Origin of the sequence: Actinoplanes sp. HUAS TT8 (assembly GCF_051380535.1) — a bacterium.
GTDB lineage: Bacteria > Actinomycetota > Actinomycetes > Mycobacteriales > Micromonosporaceae > Actinoplanes.
The window spans coordinates 3,555,131-3,572,140 of sequence record NZ_CP195646.1 but is presented as its reverse complement, the minus strand read 5'-3'; the positions used below and the strand labels follow the sequence as shown (position 1 = coordinate 3,572,140).

Below are 17,010 nucleotides of genomic sequence, written 5' to 3'. Positions count from 1 at the left end.
GCTCAGACCCGGGCGGTGTCGCGGCGGAACCGCCACATCGCGCCGATCGAGAACACCAGGGTCCAGGCGATCACGTTGAGCACGGCCTGCCACAGGTGCCCGGACTGGGTCACCGGGTAGCGGGCGAGCTCGCCCACCCCGTACACCGGAGTGAATTTGGCAATCGTGGCGAAGGTGTGCCCGAGCGTGTCGAGCGGGACGAACAACCCGCCGGCGAAGGACAGCAGGGCCAGCGCCGGGCCGAGGATCTGCATCACGTTCTCACTGGGCAGCAGGTAGCCCATGAACAGGCCGAACGCGGCGAACACGAGGGCGCAGACCCAGGCCAGCACGGCCGAGGCGATCCACTCCCCGACCGGCAGGTCGGCGCCGAAGACCACCCCGGCGATGTTGACGACGATCACCGACACCAAACCGATGATCATCGCGAGGGTGAGCTTGACCGCCACGTACGCGGACGGTTTGAGCGGCGTCAGCCGCAGTTGCCGGCTCCATCCGGCCGCCCGCTCGATCGAGACCATCGCCCCGCCCGAGGTGGTGGCCAGCATCGCGCCGTAGACGGCCATGCTGATCAGCACGTATCCGGTGGCGTTGCCGTCGCCGATGCGCTCGGTCTTGTAGTCGGCGCTGGTGCCGAAGAGCAGGAAGAACGCCGGCGGCATGACGACGCTGAAGATGACCGTCCGCTTGTTGCGGACCAGCCGGCGCAGTTCCAGGGCGATCATGCCGAGGTTGAAGCCGCCGAACTTCGGCAGGCGGCGCTCGATCGTGGTGGCGGTCATGCCGGGGTCTCCTCGTCGGCGGTCAGCGTCAGGAACGCGTCCTCCAGGTTCCGGGAGGTGATCTCCAGGTCCCGGGCGTCGGTCTGGTTCAGCAGGTAACGGGCGATCGCGTCGGTGTCCCGCCCGTGCAGGTAGATGCTGTCGCCGCGGATCTCCGACGACTCGACCTCGGGGATCATCGACAGGTCGAGGCGTTCCGGGTCGGGCAGGGTGGCCCGCACGGTCCGGCCGGCGGCCAGGGACTTGACCTCGCTGGCGGTGCCGTCGGCGACGATCTGACCGCGCCGGACCAGAACCACCCGGTCGGCGTACGCGTCGGCCTCCTCCAGGTAGTGCGTGGCGAAGATGACCGTGCGGCCGCCCTCGGCGTCCTGGCGGATCGCGTCCCAGAACTCGCGGCGGCCCCCGACGTCCATGCCGGTGGTCGGCTCGTCCAGGATCAGCAGCTCCGGGTCGGGCAGCAGCGCCATCGCGAACCGCAGCCGCTGCTGCTGACCGCCCGAGCACTTGCCGACCAGGCGGTCGGCGATGTCGGCGATCCCGGCCCGCTTCAACGCGACCCCGACCGCCTCGCGCGGCTTGCCGAACAGCACGGCGGTCAGCCGGACCGTCTCCTCGACCGTGTAGTCCTTGAGCAGCCCGCCGGTCTGCATGACCGCCGAGACCAGGCCGAGCGCGACCGCCTCCTGCGGCGCCCGGCCGTAGACCTGAACGGTTCCGGACGTGGGCTGCGAGAGCCCGAGCAGCATGTCGACCGTGGTCGTCTTGCCGGCGCCGTTGGGCCCCAGCAGGGCTACCACCTCTCCGGGGCGGATGTGCAGGTCGATTCCGTTCACGGCGGTGACCGTGCCGAAACGTTTGACCACGCCATCCAGGTTCACGGCCAGCTGCCCCGTACCGGTGGCCGCGAGATCGGTTGAAGCGGTGAGCGTCATGAGAGCAATTCTTCTTTATCCGTACGCGGTCACGACCCCGCTATGCGTCACGGCTCTCCCATGACATCCGTCAGTATGTGCTTTGTCCGGTGGCGTCCATCAACGACACTTCGCGGATGGAACCGACGCAGAGCGCCCTGATCGTTCCGATTCCCGAAGCCGAGCCGGCCGTCGCCGGGCTGCGGGCGCGCCTGGACTCCTCCGCGGCCTGGGGCGTGCCCGCCCACATCACGGTGATCTTCCCGTTCCTGCCGCCGGACCAGCTCGCCCCCCAGGTCCTGGCCGCGGTGCGGCTGATCGCGGCCGGGGTGCCGCGTTTCTACCTGAGCCTGGACCGGACCGGCTGGTTCGGCGAGAACCGGGTGCTGTGGCTGTCACCCAACCCGGCCGAACCGTTCCGTGAGCTCACCAACCGGCTCGCCGTGCGATTCCCGGCGGCGAAACCCTACGGCGGTGCGTTCACCGACGTCGTCCCGCACCTGACCGTCGGGCACGACGCGCCCGGGCTGGCCGAGGCGGCCGCCGAGGTCGAAGCGCGGCTGCCGATCCGGGCCCGGGTCACGTCACTGCGGTTGATCACCGGCCGTCCCGAGCCGGGCGACTCGTGGCACACCCTGACCGATTTCCCGCTCGGCTAGCCGGCCCGCACCTCGGCCGGCCCGTCGTTCACGGTCTGCTCGACCGCCGCTTTCAGAACACCCAGACCATGAAGTACGCCGCCCTCGGGCTCTTCCTCTTCGAGCAGCGCGAGCAGCACGTGCCCGGTGCTGATGAACTCGTCCGAGAGCCGCAACGCCTCCCGGAACGTCAGATCCAGGGCCTTGCGGGACCGCCCGTCGTACGGGATCAGCGCCGGTACGTCCTGGCCGCCCGCGGGCAGCGCCGCGATCATGCGCTCGCGCACCGCCTCCACGCTCAGCCCCTGCGCGACGACCGCCTTCACGGCCAGGCCGTCGGACTGGTCGAGCAGACCCAGCACCAGGTGCGCCGGGGTGATCTCGTTGTTGCCGTGCTGCTTGGCCAGGTTCATCGACGCGACGACCGCGGAGCGGGCCAGGTCGGAGAACCGGTTGAAGCCCTGCGACGCGTCGGGTTTCTCCTTCGGCACGAACCGTTTCTGCGCGGCCTGCTTGGACACGCCCATGCTGCGCCCGATCTCGGTCCAGGAGGCGCCCGAGCGGCGGGCCTGATCGACGAAGTGCCCGATCAGGTGATCGGCCAGCTCGCCCAGATGATCGCCGAGCAGGACCGCGTCGGAGAGCCGTTCCAAGGGCTCGTCGGGGCGGTTCTTGGTGATCGCGGTGATGAGGTCGTCCAGACGTACCGGAGAATTAAGCTCTGTCATGTGGTCAACCGTAGGTTGACGCAACCCGTTCGTCAACCTTGAGTTGACGATATAGGCTTCGTGGCGTGGTGATGACGATGAGGCCGTGGGCCCTCGGCGATGCCGACGAGTTGCGGCCGTTGCAAGACGATCCAGGGGTACGGTCATGGACCCGCGACCTGCCCGCCGAAGCCTGGATCGACGCGGTCCTGGCCGACACGCACCGGCACAGCTTCGCGGTCCTGCGCGACGGCGCGATCGCCGGGAACATCGCCCTCAAGACACCCCGGCCCGGCCGGTGGGAGGTCGGCTACTGGACGGCCGCGCACGCCCGCCGCCAGGGCGTCGCCGCGTGGGCCCTGCAAGAGGTCACGCGATGGGGGTTCACCCGCTTCGCGATGACCGAGATCGCCCTGATCCACAATGTCGACAACGTGGCGTCGTGCGCGGTCGCCCGGCGCTGCGACTACCGGCTCGACAGCGAGCTGCCGCCCAGCCCCGGCTACCCGCTGCCGGGCCACCGGCACGTCCGGAAACGGGCATGATGGGCGCCATGACCACCAACCCGATCCGGCACATCACCGTCGACGCGCACGACCCGATCAAGGTCGCGAAGTTCTGGGCGGAGCTGACCGGCTACACCTTCGACGACGAGTCCGACAGCACCGAGGCGTTCATCGCCTCCCCGTTCGAGCAGTCCCCCGGCATGCTGTTCATCGCCGTGCCCGAGGACAAGACCGTCAAGAACCGGGTGCACCTCGACATCCAGCCGCCCACCGGCACACGCGACCAGTTCGTCGAGCGGATGCAGGCGCTCGGCGCGAGCATCCACGAGGACCACCGCACCCCGGACGGCAAAGGCTGGGTGACCATGCGCGACCCCGAGGGCAACGAGTTCTGTGTGGAGCGCAGCACCGCCGAGCGCGCCGCCTAGGACGACTTGGCCGCCTCCCGCTTGCCACGCTTGCCCAGCGGCACCTCGGACATGTCCACCGACTGCGAGGTGATCTTCTTGTAGCCGTAGCCGTGGTCCTCCAGCCACTGCACGGCCTTCATCTCGGCGCGGATCGCGGCCTGCGGGATCTGCTTCTCGTCCTCGACCTGCTCGGCGAAACGGAACGTGAAGAACGGGCGGGCCGCGATGTCGTACGTGAGATGACCCTGCTCGGTGTACTCCACGGTCAGCAGGTCGTCACCGCCGTTCGCGGCCAGCTCGGCCCGCTGCTCGTCGGTCAGGTTGTCGAAGGACCCGCGTACGGTCACGCGAATCGTGCGGCTCTCACTCATCCGGCCAGTATCGGGCACGCCCGCGGTCAGCGCCGCAGATATTCGTGCGCCCCGCGCAGCCGCGTGCGCAGCACCTGCCCGGCCCGGTCGCAGACGAGCCGGACGTCGCCGGGCCGGTTCAACCCGAGCGCGGCCAGCGACGTGGCCGGGATCGCGGCCGGGTCCAGGCCCTCACGGCGGGCGACCAGCACACCCAGGTCGTAGCGGCTGACCGCGTCGGCGCCGGCCACGTTCAGCACCCCGGCGTAGTCGCCGCCGGCCAGTTCGAGCAGCGCGTCGGCCAGGTCGTCGACGTGCACCGGGGTGCGGATCTCGTCGGTGAACAACGCACCCCGCACCCGCCCGGCGATCAGATCCCGGGTCAGGACCTCGTGCGCGCCGTTACCGTCGCCCAGGATCAGCGACGTGCGCACCACCGCGGCCGCCGGGTCGATCGCCCGCACCGCGGTCTCCGCGGCGGCCTTCGCGGCACCGTACCGGTACACCGGGTCGGGCCGCGCCGACTCGTCGTAGTGCACCTCGCGCCCGGAGAAGATCGCGTCGCTGGACACGTGCACGAGCCGGATCCCGCGGGCGGCCACCGCCACGTGCGCGGCGCCGTCCGCGGTCGCCGGCCAGTCGTTGCGGTCGCGGCCGGACGCGGTGTGCACGATCGCGTCCGGCGCGACCTCGGCGAGCACCCGCCGTACGTCATCGGGGTCGCGGATGTCCATCCGCATGCCGGCCGTGTCGGCCGGGCCGGTCACATAGGTCCCGACCGGCTCCCACCCGCAGGCGGCGGCGCGCGCGACCACGCGCCGCCCCAACGATCCACTGCCCCCGGTCACCAGCAGACGTCGCGTCACGCGCCGCAGCCTAACCGGCTCAGGCGCTCGCGCGTTCCACGGTGCACTCGTCCAGCTCGGCCGTGCGGGCCCGCACGGCCGCCCAGAACCGCTCGTCCGGCTCTTCGGGAGCGAACAACCACATCAGGTGCTCGTACGTACGGTCACCCTCGATCGTGTCGCGCAGCGTGTACGGCACCTCGGAGGTGATGTGGTACCAGTGGTAGCCGAACGGCCTGACCACCTCGGCCAGCCGATCCTCCCCGCGGCCGGCGAGGACCTCGCACAGGATCCACGGCCGGTGCTCGGCGATCGTCGCCGCCGCCCCGGCCAGCACGTCCGGCTCGGTGGTCTCGGTGTCCACCTTCATGACCGCCGGCACCACACCGTTACGCGCCGCGAACGAGTCGAGGGTCTCCACCGTGACCGTCAACTGCTCCGACGACGCACGGAAACCCTCGGCCAGGGAGTTCGACGTGTCCGAACCGTCGGACATGTAGAAGGTGGCCGTCCCGTTCTCGGCCCCCAACGCCAGCGTCTCGACCGTGAAACCGAGCTGATTCTCGGCGGCGAACCGGGCCGCCACCTCGGCCAGCTCCGGCGCCGGCTCGAACGCCCGCACCGTACGGCGGGTCAACGCGCTCGCGATGCCGGCGTAGATGCCCACGTTGGCCCCGATGTCGAGGACCTCACCGGGCCCGGCGACGTCCAGCGCGGCCATGAAACAGGCCATCGCCGCCGGCTCGTACGCCTTCAGGCCCACCTTGGACAGCTTGCGCGGCACCAGCATCCGCGCCGGCGCGGTCATCGTGATCCGGCTCGGACCGGCATGCCGGTCCGGTGTCGCCGACGGCAGCGCGATCGGCACCACCCGTTCCGGCTGCGGGACCGCCTCCGCGGGCGCCCCGGCATCGACCGTCGCGGCGCCCGGCCGGGCCCGGCCCTCCCGCCACAACCGGGCCAGACCGGCCGGCACACTGACCGCCGCCCGGGCCGGGTGCCGGCCGCCGTCCACCAGCACCTGCCCGGCCCGGAAAGCGATCGACCGCTCGATCACGGCCAGCCGCTTACGGGTCTTGGTGAGCTCGTCGGTCGACTTGCGCAGCGCCGCCGCCCGGTGCCGGGCCAGCCACTCCAGGTCGGCGATCTTCCGGTCGCGGATGTCCACCGACGCGACGACATCGGCCCGCTCCACCAGCACCGCGCACTGCACGCCGGCCTCGCCGACCGGCAGCACGGCCATGCACTGGCAGCCGGACGCGGTCAACGCCGCCGGCAACCCTCGCGGAAGCAGCTCGGCCGCCGGCCACGTGACCAGCAGCAGGGCCCGCGCGCCCAGCCTCAGCCCGCGCAGCGCCGGAACCAGATGCGCCAGATCGGTGTCGTCCGGCGCGTCCCCGCCGACCGGCGCGACCAGCAGGGCCCCGGGGCCCAGCTCCAGCTTCTCCACCTCGGCGAGGGTGCCTCGCCGTTGCGGGAGGCTGTCGGGCACACCGAGAAGGCGCGAGACGTCGGCCGCCGCCGACGTGGTGTCGACGAGTTCGCGGATCCCATCCGTGAACGGCAGGACTTCGGAGATGAGCATGAAAGGGCGAATCCTCTCTCAGCCGGCCAGCTGTGGCGGCTCATCCTATGCCGTTTTCCGGCTCGTCATGTCCTCTGACCGGGCCCTGATCAACAGCCCGCTCGTACCCCCTCTTATCGGGCGACACCCGATCGAATGCCGGCCCTTCCCGCAATTCCCCCTTCGTGTTCACCAACAAGAATCAACCGAACGGGAAACGATCTCTAAACGACCGAGATGGCAGCGACGGAAGCCGCGCCGGACGACCCTCGACGAGCCTGCACGGTTCCGGGCAGGACATCATGGCGTCCATGGACCTGATCGACGCCCGCGAAGCCCTGGACCAAGCCGTGGCCGCACGACTGAGTCAGCACCAGGCGACCTGGCTGGCGGGCGCCTGCTCGCGCCGATCAGCGAAGCTCGGTCCGGCCGGCATCCGGGGTCACTCCATCGCCTACGACCCGGGTAAGTGGCATGACCTGCCGTTCGGCGACGGCTCGATCAGCCGTGGCGAGGTCTTCGACCTGTCCGGCGCTTCCGCGGCCGACGTGTTCACGGCCAGCTACGTCTTCGGCATGGGGAAACGGGGCTACGGGCGAAGCCGCTACGACAAGATCCGCAGCGGGGCCCCGCACCTCGGCCGGACACTCGAACAGGTGCGCGAGATCGGCCTGGGTCAGGGACCGATCTTCGCGTACGCGCAGCTGTACGGCGGCCCGGACTACGACCGCCGCACACGGCCGGGAACCCTGCCGTGGTCACGGATCGCCAGTTACGGTCCCGCTTTCTTCACGAAGTTCCTCTATTTCACCGTTCCGGGGGCGTTGATCCTGGACGCCAGGCTCGCCGCCCGGGTCGCGCGGCTGACCGGAAATGAGTCCGGCTACCTCAAGAACGGTCGCCCGGTGGCGTGGACCCCGTTCCGGTACGCGGTCTACCTGCATTGGATGAGACAGGCGGCAATCGATGTGAGCCGGCATGCCGTCCCGCACACGATCAGCGCTGAACTGATCGAACTCACCCTTTTCGACGCAGAACTCGCCGACCTGCCGCTGCGGACCGAAAACGCTGCTGCCGCCGCCGTTCCCGACGAGAACGACGACGGTGACGCGGCCGACTGATCCGGCCCCGGGCCGCGCCGTCACCGTCCGGGAGACCGATCGTCACGCTCATCGACGGCCGGGGCGATCTCGGCCAGGTTCACGGTGAAGTTCCACTCGGCCCGTTCGTCCGGGGCGACATCCGGCGGCAGGCCGTCGAACCGGTCGTAGTAGTGAAAGACCACCGACAGGACCAGGAACCGCCGGCCGGGCATGACCTCGCTGATGTCGCCGACCTTCATACCGTGGGCCTGCGCCTGCGCGTAGGTGCCGACGAACGAGCCCGCCGCCGTGCTGGCGGTCAGCCGTTCACCGGTGAAGGCCAGACCGGAGGCGGCCATCACCGCGTCCTCCTCGGCCGCGATCCGGCGTTTCTCCTCGGCGCGCTTGCGGTCCCACTCGTCACTGCTCACGCCGTTCACTCCCAGGGTTCGCGTCTTACCGGGCCGGCTTTCGGAGCAGCGAGTGTAGCCAGCGGCACACACCGGGGATCACCACATCAGCGCCCGTTCCAGCGCCGCCGGCGATGCGGGCAGCAGCGGAAGCCGGACCGAAGGGGTCGGGATGCGGCCTCGCGCGTGCAGCACCGCCTTGATCACCGTCGGGTTCGGCTCGGCGAACAACGCCGCCGACAACGGGCTCAACTCCCGGGTCAGCTTGCGGGCCGCGTCCAGGTCACCGGCCTGCCAGGCCCGGTGCAGGGCGACGAAACGCTGCGTGGCCACATGCGCCGACGCCAGAATCCCGCCCGCGGCACCGAGCGCGAGCAGCGGCGACAGGAACACGTCGTCCCCGGACAGCACCGCGAATCCCGGCGGCGGATCGGCCAGCAACGCCATCACGTCCGCGTCGAGAGCCCCGGTCGCATACTTCACCCCGATCACCCGATCGAGCGCGCCGATGCGCCGCAGCGTCGCCGCGTCGAGGGCCTGACCGGTGCGCCCCGGCACGTGATAGACGATCAGCGGCGCCGCACTGGTCGACGCCAGCGCCGTGAAGTGCGCCACCACACCTTCCGGGCCCGGCCGCACGAACGGCGGCACCAGACTCAGCACGGCATCAGCCTGCGCAAACGGCACCCCGGAGATCATCCGAGCCGAGCGCTCCGCGCACACCTGAGCCACCACGTCGAGGACACCCTGCTGCTCCTCGGCGCTCAGCGACGACGGTTCGCCGGTCGTCCCCAGGGCGACCAGCCCGGCCGCGCCGGCATCGAGAATTTCACGAGCCAGATTTCCCAGTACGGGGTAAGCCACCGCCCCGGAAGCATCGAACGGCGTGATCAGCGGCACGAAAACACCAGTCAAGTCCATGACCATCAGCCTCGGCGACCACGAGCATCAGGTCCAGTTCACGTTCGTGACGCTACTCGTAAGCTGAACTGATGCTCGATGTGCGCAAACTCCGCCTGCTCTGCGATCTGGAGCGCCTCGGCACGATCGCCGCCGTCGCGCTGGCCCGCTCGTACACGCCGAGCGCCGTCTCCCAGCAGCTGGCCGCACTCGAACGCGAGGCCGGCCTGCCGCTGCTCGAACGCACCGGCCGCCGGGTCGCGTTCACCCCGGCCGGGCAGGTCCTGGCCCGGCACGCCGCCACCGTCCTGTCCGCACTGGAGGAGACCGAGGCGGCCCTGGCCGCGCTGCGCACCGGACCGGCCGGGCCGCTGCGGATCGGCGCGTTCCCCACCGCGGTCCGCACCCTGCTCCCGGCGGCCCTGGTCGCGCTGGGCCGCGACCACCCGGCCCTCGACCTCATGGTGACCGAAGTGGATCCGGCCGACGCGCCGGCCGCGCTGCGCGAACGCCGCCTGGACGTGGCGCTGCTCAACGACTACGACGTCGCGCCCGGCGATGTGGACCCCGACCTCGACTCGGTCGCGCTGCTGGACGAGACCGTGTTCCTGGCCGTCCCGGCCACCGGGGACTGCGCAAACCTCGACGACGCCCGCGACCAGCCGTGGATCATGGCGAGCGAGGGAACCCTGTGTCACGAGGCCACCCTGCGGGCCTGCGCCACCGCCGGGTTCACCCCGCGGGTGCGGCACCGCGCCGACGACTTCGCCACCGTCCTGGCCCTGGTCGGCGCCGGCCAGGGCGTGTCGCTGGTGCCCGAGCTGGCCGCACAGCCGTCCCCGGGCGCGCGCCTCATCCCCCTCGCCCTGCGCCGGCGCACCCGCATCTCCTACCGCAAAGGCGCCGCCGCCCACCCGGCGATCGCCGCCGTCATAGCAGCCTTGACCAGCTGAGATCCGGCGACTCACCCGCCGGGAGACCGGAACCGGAGAGGCCGCACCGAACGGGTCAGGTCGTGCGCAGGACGAGCGTGCGCAACAACCCGGCGAGCTGCTCCCGCTCGGCCCGGCTCAAGCCGCCGAGCAGGTCCTCCTCGGCAGCGCTCTCGGCGCCGGTGTGCCGCTCCCACATCGCCAGCCCGGCCGGCGTCAACCGGACCCGGACCCGCCGCCGATCGCCGTCCTCGCTGCTCCGCGTGATCCACCCGGCCTCCTCCAGGGGCCGCAGCCGAGCCGAGAGCGCACCCCGGCTCAGTCCCAGATGCTCGGCCAATTGCGACGGGCTTCTCTCGTACGGCGTCCCGGCCCGCCGCAACATCAGCAGCACCTTGAACTGCCAGTGCATCAACCCGCTGGCGCCCAGCGCGGCCCGGCGGGACCCGGCCAGATGCCGTCCGAGCAGCATCAGCCGCCCGACGACGGCCTCCCGGACCGGGTCGAGCCCGTCGAGTTCCCGCACCCACAGGTCCACGTGATCGTCGATGGCGTCTCTCATGCCGTACCCCCGAAGTAGTTTTCTTGTGGATAGTTTTTCGCATAACTACCGTCGCGGAGCATGACCGATCTCGATGAGATTCTCGAAGCGGCGCGCGAACTGGCCCGGGCCGGACGCTGGCCGCGGGCCCTGTCCCTGCTGGAGTCGACCGACGGCGGTTTCCGGGTCGCGGTCACCGCGGCCGAGGTCGCCCTGGAGTCCGACTGGTTCGCCGGCACCGGCCTCGCGGCCGCCCGCCTGGCCACCGCGACCCGGCTCGGCCACAGCTGGGACCTGGACTTCCTGCAGCTCAGGCACGATTACTGGCTGCTGCTGCACGACGGCGACACGTGGACGCCCGGGCCGGACGGCAAGGACCCGGCCGCGGTCGAAAAGCTGCGGAACCGCGCGGCCGAACTGGAGGAGCACGCGCCCGATCCGGTGGCGCGTGGCTGGGCCCGCATGTATCAGGGGCTGATCGCCGACAACCTGCTCGGCCGCCGCGATCTCGCGCCCCCGCACTACGAGGCGGCGCTGCGGGCCGGGCAGAGCACCGACCCGCGGCTGGAACGGGAGGCCCTGCGCCACCTCGGCGATCACGACCGGGACAACGGTGATCGGGCCGCCGCCTACGCCCGGTGGGCGCGGGCCACCGAGCTGAGCAGCCGGGCCGGCCTGGTCCCGGGCCTGCTCACGCAGCAGATCCTGCTCGCGGTCCTGGCCCGGGACGAGGGCGACGAGGCGGGCGCGCGGATGCTGGCCCGGGAGGTGGCGCGCGCCGCCGACGCGATCGGGGCGCACCGCCCGTACGCGCAGGCCGTTGCCTTTATCGGCGATGTGCCTCGATGAGGAAGCGACGGGCATGCGCGACGAACGGCCCCCGCGCGGCGATGAGTTCGTGCAGGTCCCGCAGGCGGGAAAGATAAGCGTCGACGGTGAAGCCGGGCACCGTCCAGATCACCTTGCGCAGGAAGACGATCACGGCGGCGACGTCGTCGAACTGCATGCGCAGCGACGCGTCGCGCAGGTCGACGACGGTCAGCCCGGCCGCGGTGGCGTCGGCGCGATGTCTCGACGGCTCGCGGGTCGTGCCCGGATCCTGCGGGCCCATCATGAACTCGTACAGCTCGCGCACCGATCCGGCACCGATCTGCTGCGACAGGTACGTGCCGCCGGGCGCGAGCACCCGCGCCACCTCGGTGTAGTCGGTCGTCACCGGATGGCGGCTCACGATCAGGTCGAACGAGGAGTCCTCGAACGGCAGCGGATCGTTCTCGGCCGCCTCCACGACGGTCCCGCCCAGCGGCGCCAGGGCCGTGCGGGCCAGCGCGGCGTTCGGCGGCCAGCCCTCGGTGGCGACCAGCACGTCCGGCCGGCCGGACGCGGCCGCGGCGGCCAGCACCTCACCGCCGCCGGTCTGCAGGTCGAGGACCCGCTCGGCAGTCGTCATCCGGGCGCCGACCAGTCCGGCGTAACCCCAGCTGGGGCGCTGTTCGGTGGCCCGCCCGGCGAACCAGGAGAAATCCCAGCCGTCGACCGGTACGGACGTGCCCTCGGCGACCAGATCCTCGAATGTGCTCACCGGCCGATCCTGGCGATCGGCGGGACGGCGGGCCACCGATTTTCTTGCGACCATGGCGCGGTGACTGTTGCTGACCAGTACCTGGACTTCGCGGCAAGTGAGGCGCACGGCACCTCACCGGTCTACGAGCGGCTGTCGTATCAGGTGGCCTCCGATGCTGATCTGCTCGACCGCCTGGCCACGCTGCCCGCGCCCAAGCAGCAGCCGAACCTGCTGTTCGCCGTCGTCCGGCTGCTCGGCGGCCCGGTCACCGACCCGGCCGACTTCCGCGCTTTCGTCATCGCACGCTGGGCCGACGTCAGCGCGCAGATGCTGGTCCGGGCCACCCAGACCAACGAGGTCGGCCGGTGTGCCGCCCTGCTGCCGGTCCTGGCCGCCCTGCCGCAGCCCCTGGCCCTGCTGGATGTCGGCGCGTCGGCCGGGTTGTGCCTGTTCCCGGACCGGTACGCCTATCGGTACGGCTCCCGCACGGTCGGCGCCGGGACCCCGCTGCTGGACTGCACCGCCACCGGGTTCACCCCGCCGACCCGGCTGCCGCGCGTCGTCTGGCGGGCCGGGCTCGACCTCAACCCTCTGGACGTGACCGATCCGGATGATGTAGCGTGGCTGCAGGCGCTGATCTGGCCGGAGCACCAGCACCGGCGGGAGCGGCTGCGGGCCGCGATCGAGGTGGCCCGCAGGGACCCGCCGCGCCTGGTCCGCGGCGACGCGACCGCCGACCTGCCGGCCCTGGCCGCCCAGGCGCCGCCGAACGCGACCCTGGTCGTCTACCACACGTCGATGCTGTATCAGCTGCCCGATCCGCAGGCGTTCCTGGCCACGGTCCGTTCGCTGCCCGGGCACTGGGTCGCCTCGGAGAGCCCGGCGGTCGTCGACCCGGCCTTCGAGCTGCCCGCGCCGCCCTCGCAGGCGCTGCACAACGTGCTCACCCTGGACGGTCAACCCCTGGCCTGGGTACGTGGACACGGCGAATCGCTCACCTGGTTCGGGGCGCTACGATCCCGCGATGGCTCTGCGACCCGCTGATCTCGCCGGATACGTCGTCCGTGACCTCGACGCCGACCTCGCCCGCTGGTTTCCCGGCGAAGACCCCGTCTCGTTGGACGACCCGACCCTGCCGGTCGAACCGTTCCTGACCCTGCTGCCCGAGCCGGATGCCGCCGCGCTGGCCGCTTTCGATCAGCGTGTGCGGTCCGGGTCGATGCCGCAGTTCGCCGACATCTACGACTGGTCGTACGGTTTCGACTTCGCCGCCAACGACTGCTCGGTGCACAACGCCGACACCGTTTTCTCGCTGGCCGCCGACGGCTCCTCGAACCTGTACGTCGTGCTGCCGGACGGGCAGGTCGGCCTCTGGTTCCACGAGGAGGAGGTCATCGAGGACGACACCCGCTTCGACAACCTGGACGTCTTCGTCTGGCACCTGGTCCGCTACCAGGCCGTGCTGCAGGGCGCCCTCGACCTGGCCGAGGTCGAGCAGGATTTCCGCAGCCTGGGCCAGGGCGGCGCGCTGCACCCCGAGCTCGGCTTGTTGCATTCACTGACGTAAACGCGTCTTTTTACATACGAGTCGAAGATCTTCGATAGGTTGGCGCGGTCAGCCCTTACCTATCGGAGGGAGTTCGACCGTGCGAAGACTGCTCGTGGCCACCCTTGCCACAGCGTTGACGCTAGCCGGAACGGGCGTGGCCGCGCAGGCCGCGCCCGCGCCCGGAGCGCCCGGCATCGGCGATTCGTACTACCCGGACTACGGCAACGGCGGGTACGACGTCTCCCACTACGACATCCGCCTGCGCTACACGCCGGCCACCGACCGGCTCACCGGCACCACCACGATCCTGGCCACCGCGACCCAGGACCTGAACCGGCTCGACCTGGACTTCATCCTCGACGTGTCGTCGATCCAGGTGAACAACCGGCCCGCGACCTTCGCCCGGCAGGGCGACCACGAACTGGTCGTCACCCCGGCCCGCACGGTCGCCAAGGGCGGCGCGCTGACCATCGTCGTCCAGTATTCGGGGGTACCGTCGACCAAGGTTGCCGCCGGATACACCGCCTGGACTCGTACCCAGGACGGGGCGCTCGCCGTCGGTGAGCCGGAGATCGCCTGGTGGTGGTTCCCGAGCAACGACCATCCGACGGACAAGGCCACCTTCGACGTGTCCGTGTCGGTCCCGGACGGGGTCGAGGCGATCAGCAACGGCGTGCAGCCGCGCCCGCCGGTGCGCGAAACCCTCGGCTACACCCGGTGGAGCTGGCGTTCGCTGAAACCGCAGGCCACATACCTGACGTTCCTGACGATCGGCCAGTACGACATCACCACCGACACCACCGCCGACGGGTCGACCGTCTACAACGCGTACTCGCAGCTGATCAGCCCGGACTTCCGGGCCGCCGCGCAGTCCAGCGTCGAACGCACCGCGGAGATCACCGACTGGGAGTCGACCGTGTTCGGGCCGTTCCCGTTCGAGGCCCGCGGTGGCGTCGTCACCCCGCCCGGCTCGATCGGGTTCGCCCTGGAGAACCAGACCCGCCCCAACTTCGCCGACGTCTTCTTCCGGCGCGGCTCGAACACCTCGGTGATCGTGCACGAGAACGCCCACCAGTGGTTCGGCGACTCGGTCTCGGTCCAGAGCTGGCAGAACATCTGGCTCAACGAGGGCTTCGCCAGCTACGCCGAATGGCTGTGGTCGGAGAAGAACGACGAGGGCACCGCCCAGGAGATCTTCGACTACCTGTACGCCACCTACCCGGACGACGCGTCGATCTGGACCACCGCGCCGGCCGACCCGGGCGTCGACGAACTGTTCGGCGACGCCGTCTACGACCGCGGCGCGATGACCCTGCACCAGCTGCGCCTGGCCGTCGGCGACGACGACTTCTTCACGATCCTGCGCACGTGGACCGCCGAGCACAAGTACGGCAACGCGACCACGGCGGACTTCACCGCGCTGGCCGAGAAGATCTCCGGCCAGGATCTGGACGCGCTGTTCCAGGCCTGGCTCTACACCCCGTCGAAGCCGGTCGTCGCATCGTCACTGGCCCGCTCGGCCAAGGCCGCCCCTCTCGCCCCGAAGTCGTGGGCGCAGATCAGCCGGACCCACCAGCTGCTGCACGAGCACTGACCGATCCGGATCAGGCGCGCCGTAACCCTTTTGCGGCGCGCCTTTTTCTAAAAACCCGTTCGCCGTACGGCGTGAGCGCGCGTCCTGGCCAGCGGAACGCCGAGCAGGCATCCGACGGCCAGGCCGACGCCGTGGTTGTTGGTCAGCACCAGCAGCACGACCGCGGCCACGGGGACCAGCAGAGCCAGCCGCCGCAACCTTTGCGCGTGCGCGTCGCCGTCCCGCTCGTCGCCGGCGTCGCGCTGGTTCCCGCGCAGTGCGTAAAGGACGGACAGCGCGCCGACCAGCCCGCAGATCGCCACCGAGTCGCCCCCACCGTGCGGCGACCAGCCGGCCACGCTGACCGCCTGCGCGGCGACCCCGGCGATCAGATAGACGGCCAGGGTGGTGACCGAACCGAGAACCCGCTCGGCCACCGGCGCGACCACGATCAGCGCGGCCAGGTTGCCGAGCAGCTGAACCCACCCGGAGGTCTGCACGAGCAGCCCGGTCACACACCGCCACCAGCCGCCGCCCGGTTCCCGCTGCAGATCGTCGATGATCGCCGGATGCGCCACCTGCAGCACCGCCATCACCGTCAGCAGGGCGACAAGCCCGGCCGCCACCCACGGAACCGGCCGCGCCCAGATCCGGCGCAGCAGCACCGACGGCGGGATCCGCTCGGAAACGGTGAAGGCGAGAAGCACCTGCGATCCGATGCCGACGACCACCCCGGCACACAGGTAGAGAGCAATGTCGTGCATGTCCGCCAGCCTCGCACCGTCCGCCCACCGGAGCCCGTGACAATCGTCGTGCTCGATGCCATGACAATCCGGCCCCTGCTGCCGCCTCGACATCGACCCGGGCGGGCGGGCGTGACTCTGTTCACCGCGGCGCGGTAGGGCCCGGCTCCGCACATCGACCGGTCATGACGTCAGGATGCCGGGCGGACCGCCGCGAGCTGCGTGGCCTGGGCGACCAGGGCGCCCTTGGCGTCCCAGAGCAGGGCCGTCTCGTCCATGCGGCCGCTGGTCACCTCGGCCGACTGCATGGTCATGCGCAGCGGGCCCGGGGCGGGCAGGCGACGCACGTACGCGGTCAGGCTGATCGTCGGGGCCCAGCCCTGGATGCCCAGGGTCAGCGAGATCGGCGGGGTGGGGTCGAGCGCGACCAGCAGGCTCAGCGGATCCCAGTCGGAGCCGTCGGCCAGGCGCAGGTAGCCGCTGATCTGGCCGGTCGTGGACGGGTGACCCATGGCGAAGGTCAGCGAGGTCGGGTCGAGGCGGTGCTCGACGACGTCGAGCAGGTGGACCGCGATCCCGGCGCCGGGCGGGTCGGACGGGAGCAGGTAGCACTCGTCCTCGGCGGGCAGGACCGGCAGCGGCAGACCGGACCACCACGGGTCGGCCTCGTCGAGCACGCCCTGGGTGACCAGGGATTCCGCGCACGCCACGCCGTCCTGGACGAGGCGGGCGCGGAACTGGGCCGAACCGCGGCCGGCGCGCAGCGCCTCGACCTGCACGGTGACCGGGCCCGGGGCCGGCGGGCGCAGGAACGTGGTGGTCATGGCGATCAGGTGCGGGTGCGCCGGGCCGGCACCGGCCGCGACCGCGCGGGCGACCACGGCCATCAGGTAGCCGCCGTGCAGTTTGTCGCCGACACCCCACTGCGGGTCCAGGTCGGCGGAGAACCCGCCGGTGACGGGGTGGACGGCGGTGGCCTCGGCGAAACTTTGCATGCGAA

The 17,010-nt window shown here is 70.9% G+C and carries 21 protein-coding genes; 9 read left to right on the top strand and 12 right to left on the bottom strand.

Going from position 1 to position 17,010, the window contains the following annotated elements:
• Positions 1-2: 2 nt before the first annotated feature.
• Together ACSHV8_RS16075 and ACSHV8_RS16070 are read right to left on the bottom strand one after the other, a co-directional pair.
• Positions 3-782, bottom strand: coding sequence for an ABC transporter permease (locus ACSHV8_RS16075; protein ID WP_436533807.1), 780 nt, complete (start codon positions 780-782; stop codon positions 3-5).
• Positions 779-1,717 carry an ABC transporter ATP-binding protein gene (locus ACSHV8_RS16070; protein ID WP_436533805.1) on the bottom strand — a complete coding sequence of 313 codons (939 nt, stop codon included), beginning with the start codon at positions 1,715-1,717 and terminating at the stop codon, positions 779-781. Before ACSHV8_RS16070 ends, ACSHV8_RS16075 begins: the two co-directional genes overlap by 4 nt.
• A gap of 116 nt (positions 1,718-1,833) precedes the next feature.
• Between ACSHV8_RS16070 and ACSHV8_RS16065 the strand changes: the two genes are divergently transcribed.
• Positions 1,834-2,355, top strand: a complete 522-nt coding sequence (locus ACSHV8_RS16065; RefSeq protein WP_436533803.1) for a 2'-5' RNA ligase family protein — start codon at positions 1,834-1,836, stop codon at positions 2,353-2,355.
• Here ACSHV8_RS16065 and ACSHV8_RS16060 read toward each other — a convergent pair.
• A complete protein-coding gene (locus ACSHV8_RS16060) occupies positions 2,352-3,062 on the bottom strand; it encodes a Clp protease N-terminal domain-containing protein (RefSeq protein WP_436533801.1) in 711 nt (236 codons plus the stop codon). The genes ACSHV8_RS16065 and ACSHV8_RS16060 overlap by 4 nt on opposite strands.
• Before the next feature lie 71 nt (positions 3,063-3,133).
• Between ACSHV8_RS16060 and ACSHV8_RS16055 the strand changes: the two genes are divergently transcribed.
• Both ACSHV8_RS16055 and ACSHV8_RS16050 read left to right on the top strand, forming a co-directional pair.
• Complete coding sequence (locus ACSHV8_RS16055; protein WP_436536782.1) at positions 3,134-3,586, top strand: GNAT family N-acetyltransferase; 453 nt, start codon at positions 3,134-3,136, stop codon at positions 3,584-3,586.
• An 8-nt stretch (positions 3,587-3,594) separates the two neighbouring features.
• Positions 3,595-3,975 carry a VOC family protein gene (locus ACSHV8_RS16050; protein WP_436533799.1) on the top strand — a complete coding sequence of 127 codons (381 nt, stop codon included), beginning with the start codon at positions 3,595-3,597 and terminating at the stop codon, positions 3,973-3,975.
• Here ACSHV8_RS16050 and ACSHV8_RS16045 read toward each other — a convergent pair.
• Genes ACSHV8_RS16045 through ACSHV8_RS16035 form a run of 3 tightly spaced genes read right to left on the bottom strand, consistent with a single transcriptional unit; the run spans position 3,972 to position 6,737 of the window.
• Positions 3,972-4,328 (bottom strand): DUF6204 family protein, encoded by a 357-nt coding sequence (locus ACSHV8_RS16045; protein ID WP_436533796.1) that lies wholly within the window; start codon positions 4,326-4,328, stop codon positions 3,972-3,974. The genes ACSHV8_RS16050 and ACSHV8_RS16045 overlap by 4 nt on opposite strands.
• Before the next feature lie 26 nt (positions 4,329-4,354).
• Positions 4,355-5,173 (bottom strand): SDR family oxidoreductase, encoded by an 819-nt coding sequence (locus tag ACSHV8_RS16040; protein WP_436533794.1) that lies wholly within the window; start codon positions 5,171-5,173, stop codon positions 4,355-4,357.
• A gap of 19 nt (positions 5,174-5,192) precedes the next feature.
• The gene (locus tag ACSHV8_RS16035) at positions 5,193-6,737 is read right to left on the bottom strand and encodes an FkbM family methyltransferase (protein ID WP_436533792.1); all 1,545 of its coding nucleotides are present in this window, start codon (positions 6,735-6,737) and stop codon (positions 5,193-5,195) included.
• A 164-nt stretch (positions 6,738-6,901) separates the two neighbouring features.
• Here ACSHV8_RS16035 and ACSHV8_RS16030 point away from each other — a divergent pair, with 164 nt between their 5' ends.
• The gene (locus ACSHV8_RS16030; RefSeq protein WP_436533790.1) at positions 6,902-7,837 is read left to right on the top strand and encodes a hypothetical protein; all 936 of its coding nucleotides are present in this window, start codon (positions 6,902-6,904) and stop codon (positions 7,835-7,837) included.
• Between the two features lie 20 nt (positions 7,838-7,857).
• On the opposite strand, the gene ACSHV8_RS16025 is transcribed toward ACSHV8_RS16030, so the two are convergent.
• Positions 7,858-8,229 (bottom strand): hypothetical protein, encoded by a 372-nt coding sequence (locus tag ACSHV8_RS16025; RefSeq protein ID WP_436533788.1) that lies wholly within the window; start codon positions 8,227-8,229, stop codon positions 7,858-7,860.
• A 78-nt stretch (positions 8,230-8,307) separates the two neighbouring features.
• The gene (locus tag ACSHV8_RS16020; protein WP_436533786.1) at positions 8,308-9,129 is read right to left on the bottom strand and encodes a 4-hydroxy-tetrahydrodipicolinate synthase family protein; all 822 of its coding nucleotides are present in this window, start codon (positions 9,127-9,129) and stop codon (positions 8,308-8,310) included.
• Between the two features lie 71 nt (positions 9,130-9,200).
• On the opposite strand from ACSHV8_RS16020, the gene ACSHV8_RS16015 reads away from it, so the two are divergent.
• Positions 9,201-10,061 (top strand): LysR substrate-binding domain-containing protein, encoded by an 861-nt coding sequence (locus ACSHV8_RS16015; RefSeq protein WP_436533784.1) that lies wholly within the window; start codon positions 9,201-9,203, stop codon positions 10,059-10,061.
• Between the two features lie 55 nt (positions 10,062-10,116).
• Here ACSHV8_RS16015 and ACSHV8_RS16010 read toward each other — a convergent pair whose 3' ends face one another.
• Complete coding sequence (locus tag ACSHV8_RS16010) at positions 10,117-10,602, bottom strand: MarR family winged helix-turn-helix transcriptional regulator (protein WP_436533782.1); 486 nt, start codon at positions 10,600-10,602, stop codon at positions 10,117-10,119.
• 60 nt (positions 10,603-10,662) lie between these two features.
• On the opposite strand from ACSHV8_RS16010, the gene ACSHV8_RS16005 reads away from it, so the two are divergent.
• Positions 10,663-11,430, top strand: coding sequence for a hypothetical protein (locus ACSHV8_RS16005; RefSeq protein WP_436533780.1), 768 nt, complete (start codon positions 10,663-10,665; stop codon positions 11,428-11,430).
• Here ACSHV8_RS16005 and ACSHV8_RS16000 read toward each other — a convergent pair.
• Entirely contained in the window at positions 11,408-12,163 is a 756-nt protein-coding gene (locus ACSHV8_RS16000) for a methyltransferase domain-containing protein (RefSeq protein WP_436533778.1), read from the bottom strand. The genes ACSHV8_RS16005 and ACSHV8_RS16000 overlap by 23 nt on opposite strands.
• A gap of 60 nt (positions 12,164-12,223) precedes the next feature.
• On the opposite strand from ACSHV8_RS16000, the gene ACSHV8_RS15995 reads away from it, so the two are divergent.
• From ACSHV8_RS15995 to ACSHV8_RS15985, 3 genes are all read left to right on the top strand, one after another.
• The gene (locus tag ACSHV8_RS15995; protein WP_436533777.1) at positions 12,224-13,189 is read left to right on the top strand and encodes a DUF2332 domain-containing protein; all 966 of its coding nucleotides are present in this window, start codon (positions 12,224-12,226) and stop codon (positions 13,187-13,189) included.
• Positions 13,170-13,712 (top strand): hypothetical protein, encoded by a 543-nt coding sequence (locus ACSHV8_RS15990; RefSeq protein ID WP_436533775.1) that lies wholly within the window; start codon positions 13,170-13,172, stop codon positions 13,710-13,712. The genes ACSHV8_RS15995 and ACSHV8_RS15990 overlap by 20 nt, the downstream gene beginning before the upstream one ends.
• A gap of 79 nt (positions 13,713-13,791) precedes the next feature.
• Positions 13,792-15,288: a M1 family metallopeptidase gene (locus tag ACSHV8_RS15985; RefSeq protein WP_436533773.1), complete on the top strand. Its 1,497-nt coding sequence runs from the start codon at positions 13,792-13,794 to the stop codon at positions 15,286-15,288.
• Between the two features lie 47 nt (positions 15,289-15,335).
• Here the strand turns inward: ACSHV8_RS15985 and ACSHV8_RS15980 are convergent, their stop codons facing one another.
• A complete protein-coding gene (locus tag ACSHV8_RS15980) occupies positions 15,336-16,031 on the bottom strand; it encodes a rhomboid family intramembrane serine protease (protein ID WP_436533771.1) in 696 nt (231 codons plus the stop codon).
• A 170-nt stretch (positions 16,032-16,201) separates the two neighbouring features.
• Entirely contained in the window at positions 16,202-17,005 is an 804-nt protein-coding gene (locus ACSHV8_RS15975; protein WP_436533769.1) for a thioesterase family protein, read from the bottom strand.
• Positions 17,006-17,010 lie beyond the last annotated feature (5 nt).